At 45.5% G+C, this 17,000-nt stretch carries 20 protein-coding genes; 10 read left to right on the top strand and 10 right to left on the bottom strand.

The genetic code is table 11. The features are described 5' to 3' along the window. Position 1: 1 nt before the first annotated feature. Positions 2-2,008, top strand: a complete 2,007-nt coding sequence (locus KAI36_RS26440) for a PTS fructose transporter subunit IIABC (protein ID WP_220026447.1) — start codon at positions 2-4, stop codon at positions 2,006-2,008. A gap of 87 nt (positions 2,009-2,095) precedes the next feature. On the opposite strand, the gene KAI36_RS26435 is transcribed toward KAI36_RS26440, so the two are convergent. Next, positions 2,096-2,236: an EamA family transporter gene (locus KAI36_RS26435; protein ID WP_258296574.1), complete on the bottom strand. Its 141-nt coding sequence runs from the start codon at positions 2,234-2,236 to the stop codon at positions 2,096-2,098. Between the two features lie 64 nt (positions 2,237-2,300). Continuing rightward, positions 2,301-3,215: a phosphatidate cytidylyltransferase gene (locus KAI36_RS26430; protein ID WP_029518863.1), complete on the bottom strand. Its 915-nt coding sequence runs from the start codon at positions 3,213-3,215 to the stop codon at positions 2,301-2,303. A 95-nt stretch (positions 3,216-3,310) separates the two neighbouring features. Here KAI36_RS26430 and KAI36_RS26425 point away from each other — a divergent pair, with 95 nt between their 5' ends. Beyond that, positions 3,311-3,853 (top strand): hypothetical protein, encoded by a 543-nt coding sequence (locus KAI36_RS26425; RefSeq protein WP_023991046.1) that lies wholly within the window; start codon positions 3,311-3,313, stop codon positions 3,851-3,853. 18 nt (positions 3,854-3,871) lie between these two features. Here the strand turns inward: KAI36_RS26425 and KAI36_RS26420 are convergent, their stop codons facing one another. Continuing rightward, positions 3,872-4,762: a diacylglycerol/lipid kinase family protein gene (locus tag KAI36_RS26420; RefSeq protein ID WP_220028217.1), complete on the bottom strand. Its 891-nt coding sequence runs from the start codon at positions 4,760-4,762 to the stop codon at positions 3,872-3,874. A 138-nt stretch (positions 4,763-4,900) separates the two neighbouring features. Here KAI36_RS26420 and KAI36_RS26415 point away from each other — a divergent pair, with 138 nt between their 5' ends. The 3 genes from KAI36_RS26415 to KAI36_RS26405 are packed head-to-tail and all read left to right on the top strand — an operon-like array spanning position 4,901 to position 6,367. Beyond that, positions 4,901-5,767: an SDR family oxidoreductase gene (locus KAI36_RS26415; protein ID WP_220026446.1), complete on the top strand. Its 867-nt coding sequence runs from the start codon at positions 4,901-4,903 to the stop codon at positions 5,765-5,767. A gap of 55 nt (positions 5,768-5,822) precedes the next feature. Beyond that, positions 5,823-5,987 (top strand): hypothetical protein, encoded by a 165-nt coding sequence (locus KAI36_RS26410; RefSeq protein ID WP_220026445.1) that lies wholly within the window; start codon positions 5,823-5,825, stop codon positions 5,985-5,987. A 41-nt stretch (positions 5,988-6,028) separates the two neighbouring features. After that, positions 6,029-6,367 carry a zinc ribbon domain-containing protein YjdM gene (locus KAI36_RS26405; protein WP_013312677.1) on the top strand — a complete coding sequence of 113 codons (339 nt, stop codon included), beginning with the start codon at positions 6,029-6,031 and terminating at the stop codon, positions 6,365-6,367. A 40-nt stretch (positions 6,368-6,407) separates the two neighbouring features. Here KAI36_RS26405 and KAI36_RS26400 read toward each other — a convergent pair whose 3' ends face one another. Then, a complete protein-coding gene (locus KAI36_RS26400) occupies positions 6,408-7,163 on the bottom strand; it encodes an AIM24 family protein (RefSeq protein WP_025719198.1) in 756 nt (251 codons plus the stop codon). A gap of 251 nt (positions 7,164-7,414) precedes the next feature. On the opposite strand from KAI36_RS26400, the gene KAI36_RS26395 reads away from it, so the two are divergent. Beyond that, positions 7,415-8,467, top strand: a complete 1,053-nt coding sequence (locus tag KAI36_RS26395; protein ID WP_220026444.1) for an LLM class flavin-dependent oxidoreductase — start codon at positions 7,415-7,417, stop codon at positions 8,465-8,467. A gap of 103 nt (positions 8,468-8,570) precedes the next feature. Here the strand turns inward: KAI36_RS26395 and KAI36_RS26390 are convergent, their stop codons facing one another. From KAI36_RS26390 to KAI36_RS26370, 5 genes are all read right to left on the bottom strand, one after another. Then, positions 8,571-9,080 (bottom strand): DUF1036 domain-containing protein, encoded by a 510-nt coding sequence (locus KAI36_RS26390; protein ID WP_220028216.1) that lies wholly within the window; start codon positions 9,078-9,080, stop codon positions 8,571-8,573. Between the two features lie 80 nt (positions 9,081-9,160). Then, the gene (locus KAI36_RS26385; RefSeq protein WP_220026443.1) at positions 9,161-10,669 is read right to left on the bottom strand and encodes an aminotransferase class V-fold PLP-dependent enzyme; all 1,509 of its coding nucleotides are present in this window, start codon (positions 10,667-10,669) and stop codon (positions 9,161-9,163) included. A 134-nt stretch (positions 10,670-10,803) separates the two neighbouring features. After that, complete coding sequence (locus KAI36_RS26380; RefSeq protein WP_023991039.1) at positions 10,804-11,280, bottom strand: DsrE/DsrF/DrsH-like family protein; 477 nt, start codon at positions 11,278-11,280, stop codon at positions 10,804-10,806. Positions 11,281-11,405: 125 nt separating this feature from the next. Further along, the gene (locus tag KAI36_RS26375) at positions 11,406-12,221 is read right to left on the bottom strand and encodes an NAD(P)H-binding protein (protein WP_220026442.1); all 816 of its coding nucleotides are present in this window, start codon (positions 12,219-12,221) and stop codon (positions 11,406-11,408) included. A gap of 67 nt (positions 12,222-12,288) precedes the next feature. Then, positions 12,289-12,735, bottom strand: a complete 447-nt coding sequence (locus KAI36_RS26370; protein WP_076295181.1) for a MarR family winged helix-turn-helix transcriptional regulator — start codon at positions 12,733-12,735, stop codon at positions 12,289-12,291. A 232-nt stretch (positions 12,736-12,967) separates the two neighbouring features. Here KAI36_RS26370 and KAI36_RS26365 point away from each other — a divergent pair, with 232 nt between their 5' ends. Together KAI36_RS26365 and KAI36_RS26360 are read left to right on the top strand one after the other, a co-directional pair. Continuing rightward, positions 12,968-13,930 carry a radical SAM protein gene (locus KAI36_RS26365; RefSeq protein ID WP_220026441.1) on the top strand — a complete coding sequence of 321 codons (963 nt, stop codon included), beginning with the start codon at positions 12,968-12,970 and terminating at the stop codon, positions 13,928-13,930. Between the two features lie 162 nt (positions 13,931-14,092). Then, positions 14,093-15,067: an aldo/keto reductase family protein gene (locus tag KAI36_RS26360; protein WP_220026440.1), complete on the top strand. Its 975-nt coding sequence runs from the start codon at positions 14,093-14,095 to the stop codon at positions 15,065-15,067. Between the two features lie 84 nt (positions 15,068-15,151). On the opposite strand, the gene KAI36_RS26355 is transcribed toward KAI36_RS26360, so the two are convergent. Then, on the bottom strand, positions 15,152-15,547 hold the full coding sequence (locus KAI36_RS26355) for a hypothetical protein (protein ID WP_220026439.1): 396 nt from the start codon (positions 15,545-15,547) through the stop codon (positions 15,152-15,154). Positions 15,548-15,777: 230 nt separating this feature from the next. Here KAI36_RS26355 and KAI36_RS26350 point away from each other — a divergent pair, with 230 nt between their 5' ends. Both KAI36_RS26350 and KAI36_RS26345 read left to right on the top strand, forming a co-directional pair. Next, the gene (locus KAI36_RS26350; protein WP_220025382.1) at positions 15,778-16,074 is read left to right on the top strand and encodes a transposase; all 297 of its coding nucleotides are present in this window, start codon (positions 15,778-15,780) and stop codon (positions 16,072-16,074) included. Further along, positions 16,071-16,964, top strand: a complete 894-nt coding sequence (locus KAI36_RS26345; protein WP_220025381.1) for an IS3 family transposase — start codon at positions 16,071-16,073, stop codon at positions 16,962-16,964. Before KAI36_RS26350 ends, KAI36_RS26345 begins: the two co-directional genes overlap by 4 nt. Positions 16,965-17,000: the final 36 nt, after the last annotated feature.

The raw sequence follows: 17,000 nt of genomic DNA, 5'->3' as shown, positions 1-17,000 counted from the left end.
TATGAAGATATTGGCGATTACCTCATGTCCTAACGGAATTGCACATACGTATATGGCAGCTGAGAATCTGCAAAAGGCAGCAGCAAAGCTGGGCATCGAGATGAAGGTCGAGACACAAGGCTCCATTGGAGTCGAAAATCAACTGACCGATCAGGAGATCCGTGAGGCAGATGGCATTATTATTGCAGCGGATAAAACGGTGGTTAAAGACCGCTTCGTCGGTAAGAAACTGCTGGTCGTTGGCGTACAGGATGGCATTCGCCGTCCAGAAGAATTGATCCAGCGGGTGATGAAGGGTAATGTACCTGTGTACCAAGCAGAGTCACGTTCTGCTGAAGGTAGCTCACAGGAGAACAAACCGAAACAAAATCCCATCTACCGCCACTTGATGAACGGTGTATCCTATATGGTACCCTTCATCGTCATTGGGGGATTGCTCATTGCCATTGCGTTGACGATTGGCGGTGAGAAGACACCAGGCGGTCTGGTTATACCGGACGGTTCATTCTGGAAGACGGTTCAGGATATCGGCTCGGCCTCTTTTACCTTTATGATACCGATCCTCGCCGGATTTATCGCGATGAGCATTGCGGATAGACCGGGGCTTGCACCGGGTATGATTGGCGGATTCATTGCTGCGAACGGCAGTTTTTATGGAAGTGAGGCGGGGGCTGGATTTATCGGCGGGATTATCGCTGGTTTCCTGGCGGGTTATGTTGCACTTGGGATTCGGAAAATTAAAGTTGGCCGAGCATTACAGCCGATCATGCCTATTATAATTATTCCTGTATTGGCATCGTTAATTGTTGGGTTAATCTTTGTCTTTGTGATTGGTGCTCCAGTCGCACAATTGTTTGAAGCTTTAACAGGTTGGCTTGCAGGTATGCAAGGTACAAGTTCAATTCTACTGGCGTTGATTCTAGGTGCGATGATCTCCTTTGATATGGGCGGCCCTGTGAACAAAGTCGCATTCTTATTTGGTTCGGCTATGATCGGCGAAGGGAATTATGAAATTATGGGGCCAATCGCCGTTGCGATTTGTATCCCGCCGATTGGGATGGGACTTGCAGCGATGATCAACAAACGTAAATTTGCACCTGAAGAACGCGAGGCTGGGAAGGCAACATTCACGATGGGGTTGTTCGGTATTACCGAAGGTGCGATTCCATTCGCGGCGCAAGATCCACTACGTGTTATTCCCAGTATCATGGTAGGGTCCATGGTCGGCTCTGTCATCGCCATGTTGGGAAATGTAGGTGATAAGGTAGCTCATGGTGGACCGATTGTAGCTGTACTTGGTGCAGTGGACCATGTGCTTATGTTCTTTATCGCCGTTATTGTCGGCGTAGCCGTATCGGTTGTCCTGATAAGCTTGCTGAAAAAAGATATTGTAGCAACTGTAACTCCAGATGTTGCTGGGGAAGCGATGCCTGGACATTCTACCGCAGGGGCTGGACAATCTGCGATTACTACAAAGGCCGCTGCGGAGTCATCTGCATCAACAACTGTCACAAATAACGGGCCAGCCGTATCTTCGCAAGCCATTCACATTGAGAAACTGACGGATATTGTAACCATGGATCTGATTAATTTAGATCTGGAAGGAACGACACGAGATGCTGTGGTTGATGAAATGATCGGAGCACTTGAGAGAACTGGAGCCGTAAGCTCTGCCAGTGATTTCAAACAGGCGATATTAGCCAGAGAGGAAGAAGGCTCCACAGGCATTGGAATGAATATTGCCATTCCTCATGGCAAATCGGAAGCTGTCCTGAAGCCAAGCGTGGTCTTCGGCATCAAACAGGGCGGTGTTGACTGGAATAGTGCAGACGGAAGTGAAGCAAAACTGATTTTCATGATTGCCGTACCGCGCAACAGCAAAGAAAATGCGCATCTGAAAGTGCTGCAAATGTTATCGCGTAAGCTGATGGACGATCATTTCCGAGAGGCGCTTCTAGCAGCTGCAACGAAGGAAGAAGCATATCAATTGCTGGATCAGGTGCATTAATTCAATGCGCTAAGAACTTGAATCAAAGAAAAGAGGCTCCCGAAGTTTCAGCCGGGAGCCTCTTTTTTGAGAAGGTCTTTGCGTGAGTCAGCGGCGTTCACCGCGTGATATAAGTATGATGCCGAGAAACACAAAGCCTGCACCAGCCAGATGAGCAAATGAGAGGGATTCACGGAGGATGATATAGGACAGCAACAGTGTGCTGACGGGAATACAACCCGTGAGGATAGGCTGCTTTTTTCACAACAAGATATTGTGTTCCATGATCATCTAGGTTTGAGCCATGTAATCGCTACATAAAGTCAAAAAAATAACGGATTACGTGAAAAAAGACGGGTGAGGTGTAGGTCAGGCTATCCACCCGACTTAAGTAGCTTTTTTTCAAAGCATCGAACTTATCATCATCGCCGATTAATAAATCCCGCTTCAGCACGGAAACCGTTAAGCTGCCGAAGAAACCGCTCAAACTGATCAGCATGCCGAAAATAATTCCAAATTTCAGGTCAAACGGCGTCAGATAGGGATAGATGAAATAGGAAGCCGCTATAGTTACGGGAAAAGCGAGTGCAAAGCCTTCCCAAGTTATATTGGGATTGGATGTCGGGACGATTTTCCGCTTACCGAAATAGAGTGATGCTAGATAGTGTACGACATCATTGAGCTGCGTCAGTACCACTAGAAAAAGTACAAGTTTCGCTCCGTATTGCGGCGTAGCAAACTGAAAATAGGCCAGATGACTCAACCCGAAAACCATTAGCATGAGTCCCCACTGGGTCGAGCTGACACTGCGCAGAAATCCAACCGTTCCTTTGTTGATCAATCGTGGGAGCGGTAGCAGTAAGAATACATAGATAGGGATAAAGACAATGAACATTCCGTACCACCCGATATAAATCCAGTAAAATTGTACGGGAATCGCCAAGTACGCCCATAGAAACAATCTGCGATCAGCTTTTCTGGATCTAATCATAGAAAAGTATTCTTTTAGCGCAAAAAAGGTGAGTGCCATCAGGGAAAGCAGTGAAACAATCGGATTGAAAAGAGTTGCCAAGCAAAAGATAAAGAACATACCCCACCATGTCTTGATGCGAAGCCCAATAGCTGCATAGTCTTTGTCTGGCTGTGTTTTGACTACTACTATGTAAATCAGATGGATGACCAATAAGGCTGTAAAAATAAGGATTAACGTAAATAGCGAACTATCCATTACCACTCACCAACTTATCGCGAAATAGGGTTCCATTAGGGTTCCTATGTTATTATGAAGGAATAATTCAAACTTGATAAGGGGAAATTTCGTAAATGGTAGCAGATCAATCCGTCTTTATCTTGCTTACGAATACGGGAACGTTTCTTACGAGAGTCATTAAAAGCTATACGAGAGCGCCATATAATCACGCCTCCATTTCCTTCAACCGGGAACTTTCGGAGTTATACAGCTTCGGGAGAAAGACCCCTAATAACCCTCTGGATGGTGGTTTCGTGAAAGAGGATATTAAGACAGGTACATACAGCAGATTTCCGAATACAACATGTGTTATCTACGAGCTTCAAGTAACCGACCGTGAAGTTGAAAAAATGAAGCGAGTTTTACATGTATTTATCCGAAGTCGTCAAAAATATATGTATAACTTACTGGGTTTGATTGGTATTGCACTCAAAGAACCAGTCGAGTTCAGCAATTCTTATTTTTGTTCGCAATTCGTCGCGGAAATTTTACAGCGATCCGGCATAAAAATATGGAACAAGCTACCCGCTCTTGTTACGCCAGACGATTTTCGGCAAAGTGATCGATTCCATTTGATCTACGAGGGGAAATTGAGCGAGTATGATCCTCAAGCTTGAGGATCAGCACCCCATTACTTAAACCTCTTCCGGCACAATTACCTCAATATGACGCGGTAAAATACCAAGCTCGATAGGCAAAGACGGCCCTTCCTCACCATCTACATTCGTACTGACCGGTTCTGCGGAGCTGACACTTACATGCTTTGCGGTAAAGTAAACGATATCACTATGATCCTTCAGGTTGCCTAAAAATAAGGATATGCTGGCCGTCACGGTGTTCAATATATTGAGGTTTTTGAAAATAAAGCAGTGAAGCAGACCATCGTTAACAGCTGCATCGGGCGCCAGTTTCTCGAATCCGCCAACTGAGTTGGTTAAAGTAGCCAAAAAGAGCGGGGATTTCCCCTCCCAGGTTTTGTCATCGTAGTTGACGATAAGTGAGTGGTCAGGATGGCTGATAAGCTCTTTCATGCCTTCTTTGAAGTAGGCAAACGTGCCAAACATGGATTTATCGTCTGATGATACAGCTGATAGCGATTCAGCAAGCGAACCTGTGGCAACCACATTGGCAAACATCCGACCGTTTAAGAGGCCTATATCTACGTTTTTCACGCGGGCAGAAGTCAGTGTACGGATCGCTAGCTCGGGACTTAGCGGAATTTGCAAGGCACGGGCAAAATCATTGACTGTCCCAAGGGGGATGACCCCCAGTCTTGGACGGTGGTCTTGATCAATGAAGCCGTTGATGGTTTCGTGAAGTGTGCCATCCCCGCCGATGGAAACGACTAGGTCACAAGCTTCCTCACACGCATTAACGCAAAAACGGGTGGCGTCCAGTTCCTTTGCCGTTTCTTTAACCATAACAACGTATCCTTGGTCACGTAGAATTTCTTCTACGCTTCTGACATGTTGGAGAGATTCCTCTTTGCCGGAAGAGGGATTTACAATGACCATAGCTTTTTTCATATACATGTTCCTTTCTCTGGGGAGAGTTTGTTGTACCAACTCTTACCCGAAAAGCAGACCTTTAGACTCTAGATTAGACATGCGTTATATTTTTAGTTACTATATAAAAGTAAATACAATCTGAATGGAGGATTTCATATGAAAATCGCATTAACAGGAGCAACGGGGCAACTGGGCTCCATCGTGGTAGATACGTTGCTTACATCTGTCTCCACAAACGATCTTATTGTTAGTGTAAGAAATCCAGAAAAAGCAGAGAACTTACGGTCTCGTGGCGTTGAGGTTCGTCATGGCGATTTTGATAAACCGGAGACGCTGGATCAAGCATTTGCTGGAGTAGACCGACTGTTGATTATATCCGCAGACGGGGATAATGATACTAGAATCCGTCAGCATAAAGCGGCTGTTGATGCTGCTGTGCGTGCTGGAGTAGGCTTCATCGTTTATACTAGCGCAGCCAATGCCGCTGACAGCACTCTATTCCTTGCCCCCGTACATCGCATCACGGAGGAGTTCATTCGCGAGTCAGGTATTCCTTACTCCTTCCTGCGTAATAATTGGTATCTGGAAAATGAGGCAGGCACGATCCAATCCGTACTCGCGGGGGCTCCTTGGCTAACCTCGGCAGGGTCCGGTAAAGTAGGGTGGGCTACCCGCGCAGATTATGCACAAGCAGCTGCAACTGTTTTGTCTGGCGAAGAGCATGAGAATACAATATACGAGCTCTCCGGTAAGCCGATTACCCAAGAAGAGTTTGCAGCGATACTGGCTGAGGTTCTGGGCAAAGACGTTCCTGTACAGCAGGTGGATGATGCTACGTATGCCGAGGTTATGCTCGGTGCGGGAGTCCCGGAAGGTGCCATCCCTATTGTGGTTGGTATTCAACAAGCGATTCGTGAAGGAGCCTTGGATGTCGTAAGCAACGATTTCGAGAAGCTGTTGAAACGCCCCCTTACGCCGCTTAGTCAAGGAATTAGCGAACTGATTAAGCAAACCCAAGCATAATAAACGTGCCGTAAAAAAGGATGCTGCTTAGGAAGGCAGCATCCTTTTTAATTACATGTTTACCTCTCGGCATTTTCAGCAGACAGAGCGCTTACATATAAGGTACAACAATACTCAGATTAGTTTCATCGATGAGTGGAATCGTGACGGATTATCCAATATACTTGTAGGGAACTCCAAGGAAGACTTGGAGCAGGCTTGGTCTATCAAGGAAGCTTAGCATAGCAGTAGAATTCGAAAATGAATGGAGTACATAATACCATGTCTAATTTACCAAATTGTCCTGAATGTAATTCAGAGTACACTTATGAGGATCGCAGTCTTTTCATTTGCCCGGAATGCGCTCATGAGTGGTCTACCGAGTCAGAAGCAAGCAGTGAAGACGTAAAGGTCGTCAAAGATGCGAATGGTAACATCCTGCAGGATGGTGACTCTGTAACTGTCATTAAAGACCTTAAAGTGAAGGGAAGCTCATCCGTCTTGAAAATCGGTACCAAAGTAAAAAACATCCGTCTGGTGGATGGCGATCACGATATTGACTGCAAAATTGATGGTTTTGGAGCAATGAAGCTAAAATCGGAGTTTGTAAAAAAGAATTAAAATGCAAGAAAGGAGAAGCCGAGGGCTTCTCCTTTTTTATTTACAATGGTGCTAACCATACGGTTCCCGTTCCCCTGTACACATTCACCAGCCCTTCGCCAGAAGCAGCCGAGCCCATTTTGGTTTTCCCGGATTTTTCGACGGTGAACTGTAAGGTGTTGGACCACATGAGGGCAAAGTTACCATCCACCTTCAGCACATCATTTTGCAATTCTATAACCACCGCTTCCTCGGAAGGGATTGGAGCTTGAAGTGCCAGAACTCCTTTTCCGCGGGCGCTTAAATTAAATAACCCTTCTCCACCCAGTGCAGCAGAGGAAAGATTACTACGTGCAACGACGGAAATGTCCAGCGTCGTGTCACAAGCCAAAAACAAGCCGTCTTCGATGGCAATATCATCATTGTCGACATCAATAAGCCAAATATATTGGTAGGTAGGCTCCAGCATAATGGTACCCGTGCCTCTATAGTGTGGTTTAATGGCACCTGTTCCCGTTACAGCACCGGACACCAAGTTTCGCATCAAGCCTCCAACGCCTTTTACACCGGTAGTCATTTCCATGCTACCCACAGTATATTGCATGGCCCCCGCCTTCATCATAATCTCACTATTGTTGATTTCGATCATGAGCTGTTTGCGGCGCATGTTACTTTTACTCATATAGTAATTGTCTTTCGCAGCCATAACCGAGGTAGAACTCAAATCTGTTATGTATTCCAGTACCGTAAATCCACCTAATTGGTCAGTGATGGCAACATTGCTGTTATCCTTTAAATTATTAATGACAAAAGCCATAAATGTATGTGCCTCCTTGTTGTATTCATGTTGTGGGGATGGGAATCTTCTTTATTCCATAAAATATTCGACAAAGAGACTTCTTTTCCTGCGGCGAATCTGGACACTTCCCTTGGCTGGTTTTCAGACTCAAAAAAGGAGAGCTTGAAAAAGATGTGAAAAAGGTTCAATATAAAGATATCGGTTTTTAAAATGATTGGCTTCGAAAGCAGTCGTATGAGAAAAAGACATGAAAATAGGGGGTAGAACAAGTGGAGATAGGTATAAGCACATTTGTAGAAACAACGCCGGATCCCCAAACGGGTGAGGTTATCAGTCACGCACAACGTATACGTGAAGTGGTCGAGGAGATTGTGCTTGCAGATCAGGTAGGGCTGGATGTGTACGGCGTGGGGGAGCATCATCGTAAAGATTATGCGGCATCTGCTCCGGCTGTTATCCTCGCTGCTGCAGCAGCACAGACCCAACGAATTCGGTTAACCAGTGCAGTTACGGTGCTTTCATCGGATGATCCCGTACGTGTGTTTCAAGATTTTGCTACACTGGACGGTATTTCGAATGGACGAGCTGAGATTATGGCAGGCCGGGGCTCTTTTATCGAATCGTTCCCGTTATTTGGGTATGATTTGGATAACTACGATGAGTTATTCGATGAAAAGCTGGAGTTGTTATTGAAAATCCGAGATTCCGAGAAAGTCACCTGGAAAGGCGGGCATCGGCCTGCAATTCACAATTTGGGCGTGTATCCGCGTCCAGTTCAAAATCCGTTGCCTGTATGGATTGGGAGTGGGGGGAATCAGGAATCTGTGGTTCGTGCAGGCTTGCTCGGTTTGCCGTTGGTTCTGGCGATTATTGGGGGTAGCCCTGTACAGTTTGCCCCGTTGGTAGAACTGTATAAAAAAGCCGCTAGGCATGCTGGTCATGATGCATCGCTGCTTCCGGTTGCATCACACTCGCATGGTTTTATAGCAGAGACTACTGAGCTGGCAGCGGATAAGTTTTTCCCTTCCACTCAGCAGAGCATGAATGTGCTTGGGCGTGAACGTGGTTGGGGCCCTTACACTCGTTCCAGCTTCGATGCCGCACGCAGCTTTGAAGGAGCGTTGTATGTAGGCGATCCCGATACGGTTGCCCAAAAAATTATTCATCTGCGTAAACAGGTAGGCATTACACGTTTTCTGTTGCACGTGCCCGTCGGTACGATGCCGCATGATGATGTCATGAGAGCTATTGAGCTATTGGGAACAGAGGTAGCACCACGGGTTCGTGAAGAGATATCCAAGTGGGAATCCGAGAGTAAATAAGCGGGTTACCTCATAGATAAAAGAGAAAGGAGCAGGCCATGGGGGTGAGGTCGCTCCTTTTTTGGGTTCTAAAAAACTATATGCGAGCTGATCAGATCATTTTTTATTTGGTCCGTTTTTTATGCGTGATGCGTTTCTGTAATTGAGGCTTCCCCTGTTTTAGTCTCTTAGGTGTTGCAGGAACTCTGCGCAAAATAGGTTTCTCTTGGGTTGCTTTGGAAGGCAATGTCATGCGGAGTGTGGATGATGCAGGTTTTCTTTGACTGCTGCTCGTTACAAAGTTGATGGTGTAGTCCAAGACGAACGGACTAACTGCGATTCTCCGCAGTCCCACGCTTCTACAAGTGGTACAGCCTGTATCCCAGCACCAATTGAAGGCATTCTCAGGAACTTGAGTGAGGTATGTCCCCCTCCATTCGCGTCCAAAATCATCTTCGGCGTAATAAAAGAATGTATTACCTCCTGCGTAGCCGCTCCACAACTGAACAGTCTGTCCGGGGTTAACTCGGTACCAGCCTGTTTTAGAGTAGTTAACAGGAGTACAGCTGAAGTCCGGGTAGGCGAAGACTACAAAGATAGCCGCATTAGTACTGTTGCGAAAATTGAGACCCATTGTCGTCACTTCTTTCCTCATATAGTAATTTACAGTGTATCCTATGAGAGTTTTGAAAGAAGGAAATGGACATGAGTCTCTTAATCGCTGAAATTGAACCATTTGCTGATGTCTATTTTGTGATGTTCATTCATAGATCGCCATTCGTTTGATTCTGGTTGATAGGTATACTCTTTTTGCCAGGTCATGATGTTTTCCACGATTGCCCGTATGGAAGAGGCGATATAGGAGACTTCCTGATTCGTCATCATGGGATGGAGCGACAGACGCACCCAGCCCGGTTTTCGAGATAAGTCTCCCGCATGGATCAGGTCTGTCATTTGTTTAGATGTTTGCTGGTCGATGCCCAGCAAATAATGTCCGTAGGGGCCTGCACAAGAGCAGCCGCCCCGGACCTGGATGCCAAACCGATCATTCAATAGTTTTACAATCAGGTTATAGTGAATATGGCCGACAACGAAAGAAACGATTCCCATTCGTTCTTGGCTACTTCCTCCTAAAATGTGTAGGTCTGGTATGGTACTCAAGCTCTTTAGTAATAATGATGTCAGTTCCTTTTTGCGCTCCAACAGGCGCTTCTGTCCCATTTGTTCCTTCAGCCGAATGCAGAGCGCCGTTCGGACGGCCTGCAGAAAGGCAGGCGTCCCTCCATCCTCACGGGCTTCAGTATTATCTTTATACTCGTATCCACCCCAAGGATTGGTCCAGCTAACTGTGCCCCCTCCTGGCTGATCCGGAGCACAATTGAGGCACAGCCTCGAATCCATAATTAAAACGCCGCTTGTACCGGGACCCCCAAGAAATTTGTGGGGTGAAAATACAATCCCGTCCAGTTTCTCAAGGGGATCTGTGCGGTGCATGTTGATCTCGGCATAAGGTGCGCTTGCCGAGAAATCAACGAAACAAACGCCACCATGTTCGTGCATTTTGCGGGCTAGCTGGTAAATCGGCACTTCGAACCCTGTAACATTGGAGCAGGCGGTAAAGGCGCCGATTTTGATAGGGCGATGCTGGAATTGAAGCAGCAGTCGTTCGAGATAAGTTGGATCGACAATCCCGCCGGAACCCGGAGGAAGACAGACAACGTCTCCAATGGTTTCTGCCCAGGAAATATGATTGGAGTGATGCTCCATGTGTGTAACGAAAATAACGGGACGTTCTTTTTCGGCGATGGGGTAGAGGGGCTTTAATTTTTCATGTATTTTCAATCCTAACAGTCGCTGAAGCTTATTCACTGCACCTGTCATACCTGACCCGGCGAACAGGATGATATCGTGTTCATTGGCATGAACGTGGCTCTTAATGATTTGTTTCGCTTCTTCATAGGCTTGGGTCATCAGAGTTCCTGTCAAATTAGACTCCGTATGCGTGTTCGCCACAAAAGGGCCTAATTCATTAGCTATTTTCGACTCGATGGGTCCATACAGACGGCCGCTGGCTGCCCAATCCGCATAAATCAGCTTTTTTTGCCCATATGGAGATTCAAAGGTCTGGTGATATCCGATTGTACTTTCACGATACCTTTGGAAATAAGCCTCGTTAGAAGGCTGATACCTACAATTGCTGCTTCCAATTCGAGCCATGAGCATACGGCGCCTCCCAAGTCGTTCTGTCTTCTTAGGGTACGTAGGTAGGCCCGAATAGGTTAAAAAAAATAGGCGAGTGTCATCATTTAGTCACAATAAACGCCTCATCCAACAGCCGGATAAGGCGCAAGTCTATCTTATATAAACAACTGCATATCGGATTCGAGCGCATCTTTTAAATACGTTTTGGCCTCGATAATTTCCAGTTCAGGTATAAATTCTTCCGGTTTAAAACCCATAATATCGACCGATAGCTTACAGGCATAAAATTTTACATTTTTCTTCCGCGCTCCTTTCAAGAAATGAATGAGCTTCGGTGCTTCATTATCTTCGATCATTTCCGTCAGCATCAGCTTGCCAAGACCACTAAAATTCATTTTGGATAATGGCAGCTCTTCGGGTCCTTTTGGAGTCATCCAGCCCATGATTTTTTCATAAATCGTCTTGTCCTCAAACGTCATCTTGTCAGGATCACGAACCAGAAATAGTCCCCAGAACGCAAAAAACATAGTCACGTCCACGTCCAATTCCCGCGCTGTATTTGCCAGAATCAGTCCAGCCATTGCCTTATCATAATCGCCGCTGAACATAAGCAGATTCATCCTTTTATCCACAATTCCCGCCTCCATTACCAACAGATATAATCAGTATGGATTTGGGAATGAGAAGTATGCCCAGTTCACATATCGCTCACAATTTATGAAGTGGATGTTGGCAAGAAAATTTTTAGCGTTGCTTTTCATATGGAGATAAAGGGCCGGATGCTTTCTTTCAGTGAAGTGAGCGGACCACCGATCAACTGTTCCAAATTATCCGACGTGGAACGCGTATCTATTTTGCCCAAAAACCCAAATATCCAATTTTTGATTTGAGGGTCTTGACGGAGGGAGATGGATTTGCCTGTAAGCTCGGTCAAAGCTGCTGTCAAATCTGAAAAGGTCCAGGGACTGGAGGAGACGAATTCATATTTCTTGTTCTTATGGCGGTCTGGACCGGATAGCACTGCTGCGATCCCTCTGGCAAGATCCCAACGCGTCACGGTGTTAAATTCCCACTCCCCAGGGTAAATATCGAGTGCGCCCTTCGCTATGGCGGCGTTCAGGTCGAGAGTTTTGACAAAATCGGTATATAATGCATTCCGTAGAAAAGTGTAAGGAATTCCGGTGGTACAAATGGCGTGTTCTGTAGCCAAATGCAGATTGGAGAGGGGGATAGAGCTGGCTTCAGAAAAGGCAAAGCTGGTGTATAAAATGTGTTCTACTTCACATTTTTTAGCTGCTTCTATGATATGGGTATGTTGACGAATACGAATCGTATCGTCGGGATGTGAACTTGAAATCAATAACAGTTGGGAAGCACCCGCGAATGCTTGCTCAAGCGAATCGGGTTGATCGTAGTCACCCAATCGTACTGTAATTCCCTGTGCCTCATAGTGTTTTCCGGTTTCAAGGTGGCGAACACAAGCGGTAATTTCATGAGGTGAGACTTTTTGAAGGAGCTGTTGTATGATTAGGCTCCCCAATTGACCATTGGCTCCAGTAATAACGATCGACATGGAATATCATCCTTTTTATACAAATGGGATTTTAGTTTAGGACTTAACCAATTGAGTAGAAAAGCCGTTACGTCCTCTTTAATTTGTTGAGCAGGGAAAGGAGCTGCTTCAATTCCTGATCATTCAACACCTGCATTTTTTCCGCAATCCTCTGCCGGTTTTCGGGTAAATTACGCAGCAGAAGGCTTTGCCCTTCGCTTGTTATAGAAATTACCGATTTTCTACCGTCCATGGGATGGCCTTCCCGGCGAATGAATCCTTCGTTTTCGAGCGGGGTGAGCAGCAGGCTAATATTTGATTTGGTGACACCGATCCTTTGGGCGAGCACAGATGGCAGAATTGTACCTCCTTCCTTCATGATTTCAACCAGAATTCGAATTCTGGCTCCATTGGTTCCCTTCGAATGCCAGTATTTTTCTGAGACATCAACTAATCCGGCTGTCGTTTCCACCAGTGAAAAGAAAACCAGAGAATGCAGCGGCAAATCAAGTACGTAATCCTGTAGGTCTTTCAAACGATCACCACCATAAATGTAGTTAAGGGCTTAACTAATATGAATTTACTAAAGTTAGGTAGTACTTGTCAAATTAATTTTTCAGCGCTGATAAGCGAATTTCAAGGTCGCTACCGCTGTTGTATCTGTTTGCCCCCACCGTTACCAATGTCATATCTACAAACCGCTCCTATTCTGTATAATCTCAAGGGAATTCAAGACATAAGCCTGAGATCGGGAGGATCATGAGAAAGTGAGTATAGACAACAAATATAAAGCACTTGAACTGGAAACGCCGGGCATCTACGAGCTGGAGGGACTGGAAGTCGGGGTCACCTCTAATTGCAACTTCAAGTGTGATTACTGCTGCGCGTATCAGCGGAACGATGGGCAATGCATTAGCAGCAAAGAGGTCATTGATATTATTGATGACATTCCAACGTTAAAACGTGTGCGACTGTCCGGGGGAGAAGTGACCTTGAAGTATGAGGATTGTTTGGACATTGTGGCTCACTGTTCAAGCAAGGGCATCGCTACCCAGCTCAATACCAATGCCAGCTTGCTCAGCCCTGAACGAATTGAGAAACTACGTGATGCAGGACTTTCCAACATTCATATCTCTTTCAACTTCACGGATGCCGATAAATATGCAACCTATTATCATGTTCATCCTCGCATGTATGAGAAAATCGTTCAAAATATCCGGTTATGTACCGAAGCCAAGCTGGAAACGGTGCTAGAGACGTTGCTGTTTGCGGAGACACAGAACAACATGCCAGCGATTAGCGAAAAGGTATATGAACTCGGTGTGCGCATCCATGAAATCCAAAACAGCATTGTGATGGATCATACGAACTGGAATGCTATTTCCACCAAGGAAGCGCTCGTTCGTTCCGTTCATGACCTGATTGCACATAAAAAAGATGATACTGTGTTGTATTTCACCTGTATGGACCGTTTTGCAGAAGCGCTGGGCTTCAAGGAACAGCCTGGTGTTTATTTTTCTAACTGTGTTGATGGTAAAAAACAGCTCCATCTTCACGGGAACGGGGACATCCTGATCTGTGAGCTATGCCATCCTGTGGTCATCGGCAATATTTATAATGGAACATCCTTAAAGGATATTTACAAAAATAAACCGAAGCAGCTTCAGGCGTTTCTCGACAAACTACCTTGTCCTGCATATGATGCGCTTTTTCCTGTAGGAAGCAAGTAAATATGATTTGAGATTGTGAGGCTATAAGCATCTACCACCCTAACAGTCAGGGTGGTAGATATCCTTCATATAACTCCATGAGTCCTTTATCAATGATTTTAATGAAAGGGTTTACATGTTAAAATATAAAAATATGATCTTCTTATGAAAGAAGGAGTAGATATGAAATATAGAAATGTAGGCAACAGTGGTCTTAAAATTAGTGAAATCGGTCTGGGGAGCTGGTTAACGTACGGTACAGCTGCCGAGCAGGAAGCAGCTCATACCTGTATTGCCAAAGCCTTTGAACTCGGGATTAATTTCTTTGATACCGCGAACGCGTATAACCGGGGAGAAGGCGAGAAGGCTATGGGAGCTGCCTTGAAGCCTTATCGAAGAGAGAGCTATGTGTTATCTACCAAGGTTTACTTCCCTATGGATTCTGGTCCCAATGACAGGGGACTGTCACGCAAGCACATTATGGAGCAATGTGAAGCGAGTCTGAAGCGTCTTGGCACGGATTATATCGACATGTACTTCTGTCATCGTTATGATTCGGATACTCCTTTGGAGGAGACGCTGCGAGCGCTCGATGACCTTCAGGCTCAGGGTAAGATTCTGTACGCTGCTGTCAGTGAATGGAGTGCTGCCCAGCTCACGGATGCCTATGGGATTGGAAAAAGGCTGAATTTGCGGCCACTGATTGCCAATCAGCCGATCTATAATATGTTCGAACGTTATATCGAACATGAGGTACTTCCCGTATCCGGGCAGGTAGGTATCGGCCAAATTGTATTTTCGCCTCTGGCCCAAGGTATCCTCACGGGTAAATACAAGCCTGGACAACCTTTACCGACGGGCAGCCGCGGGGCTGATGCATCTGTCAATAATGTCATCAGCAGTTACATGAACGATACCGTTCTAAACTGTGTCCAGGAGCTGGATAAGCTGGCGAAGGATTTGGGTATCACCCTGTCACAGCTCGCGCTTGCCTGGATTCTGAGAGAACCGGGTATCAGCGCTGCGCTCATTGGGGCCACTAAACCGGCACAAATTGAAGAAAATGTAAAAGCAGTCGACGTGACGCTGCAACCGGAGGCATGCGTGGAAATTGAGCGGATTCTGAAGCAAGCAGAGGGGTTTGAACCTTTGCGTTAAGCATTCACATAAGCCTCTGTAGAGGGGAACCAATAATAAAAAAGTCTCGCTCTTCCTGTGCGTAACAGAGAAGGGCGAGACTTTTTAACTTGCTTCAAGCATGGCATAAATACCTGAAACCACACTAAATACAATCCCGCTTACTAAAACAAGGATTTGCTTCTTACTGAGATCCAGCGGATCAAAAAAGATAGGCAACAGCCATTTTAGGCTGATGACAGCCCATAAGCCTTCGAGTAACCCTAGCATCAACACCTTTTGTCCCCAGTGAAATTTCATTTGCGGTGTTAGCGGACCTTCAAGAAACAGGTCACCTGAAGTGTGGAGATTCCAAGAAACAATAACTACGAATATAAGGAGAGTTAATAGGGTTGACATAATATAGGTGATATCTTTTTTAGCCTTTTTCGTGAGTTTCGGCGATCTTTTAAACTCAGGCAAGCCAATCAGGAAAAAGACGATTCCTACGATAATAGCCACGCCTACAGAGGAACCGAGTATGATATTGGCTACGATGCCGATGCCATTGATGATTAATAATAAAATAAGCTCTCCCCCTTTGGGGTTACGATGATAGTTATTTTATTGTACACATAGGAACAAAAATGCTCAAATATTTGGAAAAGCCCCAGCGCTTTTGATATGATCCCCTCATAGTAGACAGAAAAGAGCAAGCCGACTAATCTGTCTATTATGGAGGGGATTTTTCTATGGGAGTAATAAGAAAAACTTACGATGTGAGCTTCAAGAAAAAGACAGTGGATCTGTACCTCAACAAGGGAATTGGATATAAAAACGTGGCACGAGAAATGGAGATTGACGCTTCGCTGGTTCGCCGATGGGTGAGACACTTCAAAGCCGAGGGAATGAAAGGTCTAGAGGAAAAACGAGGCAAAGCAAAAGGGCCTGGCATCGGCAGACCTCGAACACGCCCCGAAGATCCGGAGGTCAAGCTGAAACGCCTTGAAGCAGAAAATGAAATGCTAAAAAAGCTCTTGCAGATGTGAAAGGAGGAATGGAGGCTGTACCCAAGAGTAAAAAGTTTGCGGTGATCCAAGAATTGCTTAGTAAGGGACATAGCATCGTACTACTATGTGAACTGGCCGGAGTATCCAAAAGCGGCTTTTATAAATGGATAAAGCGAAAGATGTTCGTTTCACAAAAACAGCGGGAAGATGAAACCATGAAGCTAAAAATCATGGCTTGTTACGAGAAATTGAAAGGAATATACGGCTACCGCAGGGTGAAGGTTTGGTTGAATCGAATCTATGGCATACATATAAATCATAAGCGTGTACGGAGACTTATGGGTGAACTAGGAATCAAGGCGATCATTCGTAGGAAGAGACCTTACTACGGCAAGAAAGAAGCCTATGTCATTTCTGGCAATCATCTAAACCGGGAATTTAAGGCCGACCAGTTGAATCAAAAGTGGGTAACAGACATCACTTACCTCATATTCAATGGACAGAGGCTCTACCTTTCCGCGATTCAGGATCTTTTTAACAACGAAATTGTTGCCTACCAGATCAGCCGCAGAAACGATTTGAGCCTGGTGTTGGATACAGTGAAAAAGGCAAGGAAGCGACAGGATGCGCGAGGTGTTCTACTGCATAGCGACCAAGGATTTCAATATACCTCTCGCCAATATACCAACCTGCTCAAGCGATACGGAATACAGGCCAGCATGTCCCGAAAAGGGAACTGCTGGGACAATGCATGTATAGAAAACTTCTTCAGTCATTTTAAAACCGAGTGTTTCTATCTCCACGCCTTCCATTCAGCTCAACAGGTGGAGCATGCTGTTCAAAAGTATATCCATTTCTACAACCATGAACGCTTTCAAGAGAAACTAAACAACCTGACTCCTTATGAATACAGGACTCAGGCTGCTTAATTATTGCTTTTTGATAGCTGTCTACTTGACAGGGTT

Source organism: Paenibacillus sp. S02 (genome assembly GCF_019454065.1).
GTDB classification, from domain to species: domain Bacteria; phylum Bacillota; class Bacilli; order Paenibacillales; family Paenibacillaceae; genus Paenibacillus; species Paenibacillus polymyxa_B.
This window is presented reverse-complemented; position numbering and strand designations above follow the sequence as displayed.

Bases quoted from the DNA above. Each gene is read 5' to 3' on its own strand.
- KAI36_RS26440 (WP_220026447.1), top strand. From the start codon at position 2: ATGAAGATATTGGCGATTACCTCATGTCCTAACGGAATTGCACATACG.
- KAI36_RS26430 (WP_029518863.1), bottom strand. From the start codon at position 3,215: ATGGATAGTTCGCTATTTACGTTAATCCTTATTTTTACAGCCTTATTG.
- KAI36_RS26425 (WP_023991046.1), top strand. From the start codon at position 3,311: ATGGTAGCAGATCAATCCGTCTTTATCTTGCTTACGAATACGGGAACG.
- KAI36_RS26420 (WP_220028217.1), bottom strand. From the start codon at position 4,762: ATGAAAAAAGCTATGGTCATTGTAAATCCCTCTTCCGGCAAAGAGGAA.
- KAI36_RS26415 (WP_220026446.1), top strand. From the start codon at position 4,901: ATGAAAATCGCATTAACAGGAGCAACGGGGCAACTGGGCTCCATCGTG.
- KAI36_RS26410 (WP_220026445.1), top strand. From the start codon at position 5,823: ATGTTTACCTCTCGGCATTTTCAGCAGACAGAGCGCTTACATATAAGG.
- KAI36_RS26405 (WP_013312677.1), top strand. From the start codon at position 6,029: ATGTCTAATTTACCAAATTGTCCTGAATGTAATTCAGAGTACACTTAT.
- KAI36_RS26400 (WP_025719198.1), bottom strand. From the start codon at position 7,163: ATGGCTTTTGTCATTAATAATTTAAAGGATAACAGCAATGTTGCCATC.
- KAI36_RS26390 (WP_220028216.1), bottom strand. From the start codon at position 9,080: ATGGGTCTCAATTTTCGCAACAGTACTAATGCGGCTATCTTTGTAGTC.
- KAI36_RS26385 (WP_220026443.1), bottom strand. From the start codon at position 10,669: ATGCTCATGGCTCGAATTGGAAGCAGCAATTGTAGGTATCAGCCTTCT.
- KAI36_RS26375 (WP_220026442.1), bottom strand. From the start codon at position 12,221: ATGTCGATCGTTATTACTGGAGCCAATGGTCAATTGGGGAGCCTAATC.
- KAI36_RS26360 (WP_220026440.1), top strand. From the start codon at position 14,093: ATGAAATATAGAAATGTAGGCAACAGTGGTCTTAAAATTAGTGAAATC.
- KAI36_RS26350 (WP_220025382.1), top strand. From the start codon at position 15,778: ATGGGAGTAATAAGAAAAACTTACGATGTGAGCTTCAAGAAAAAGACA.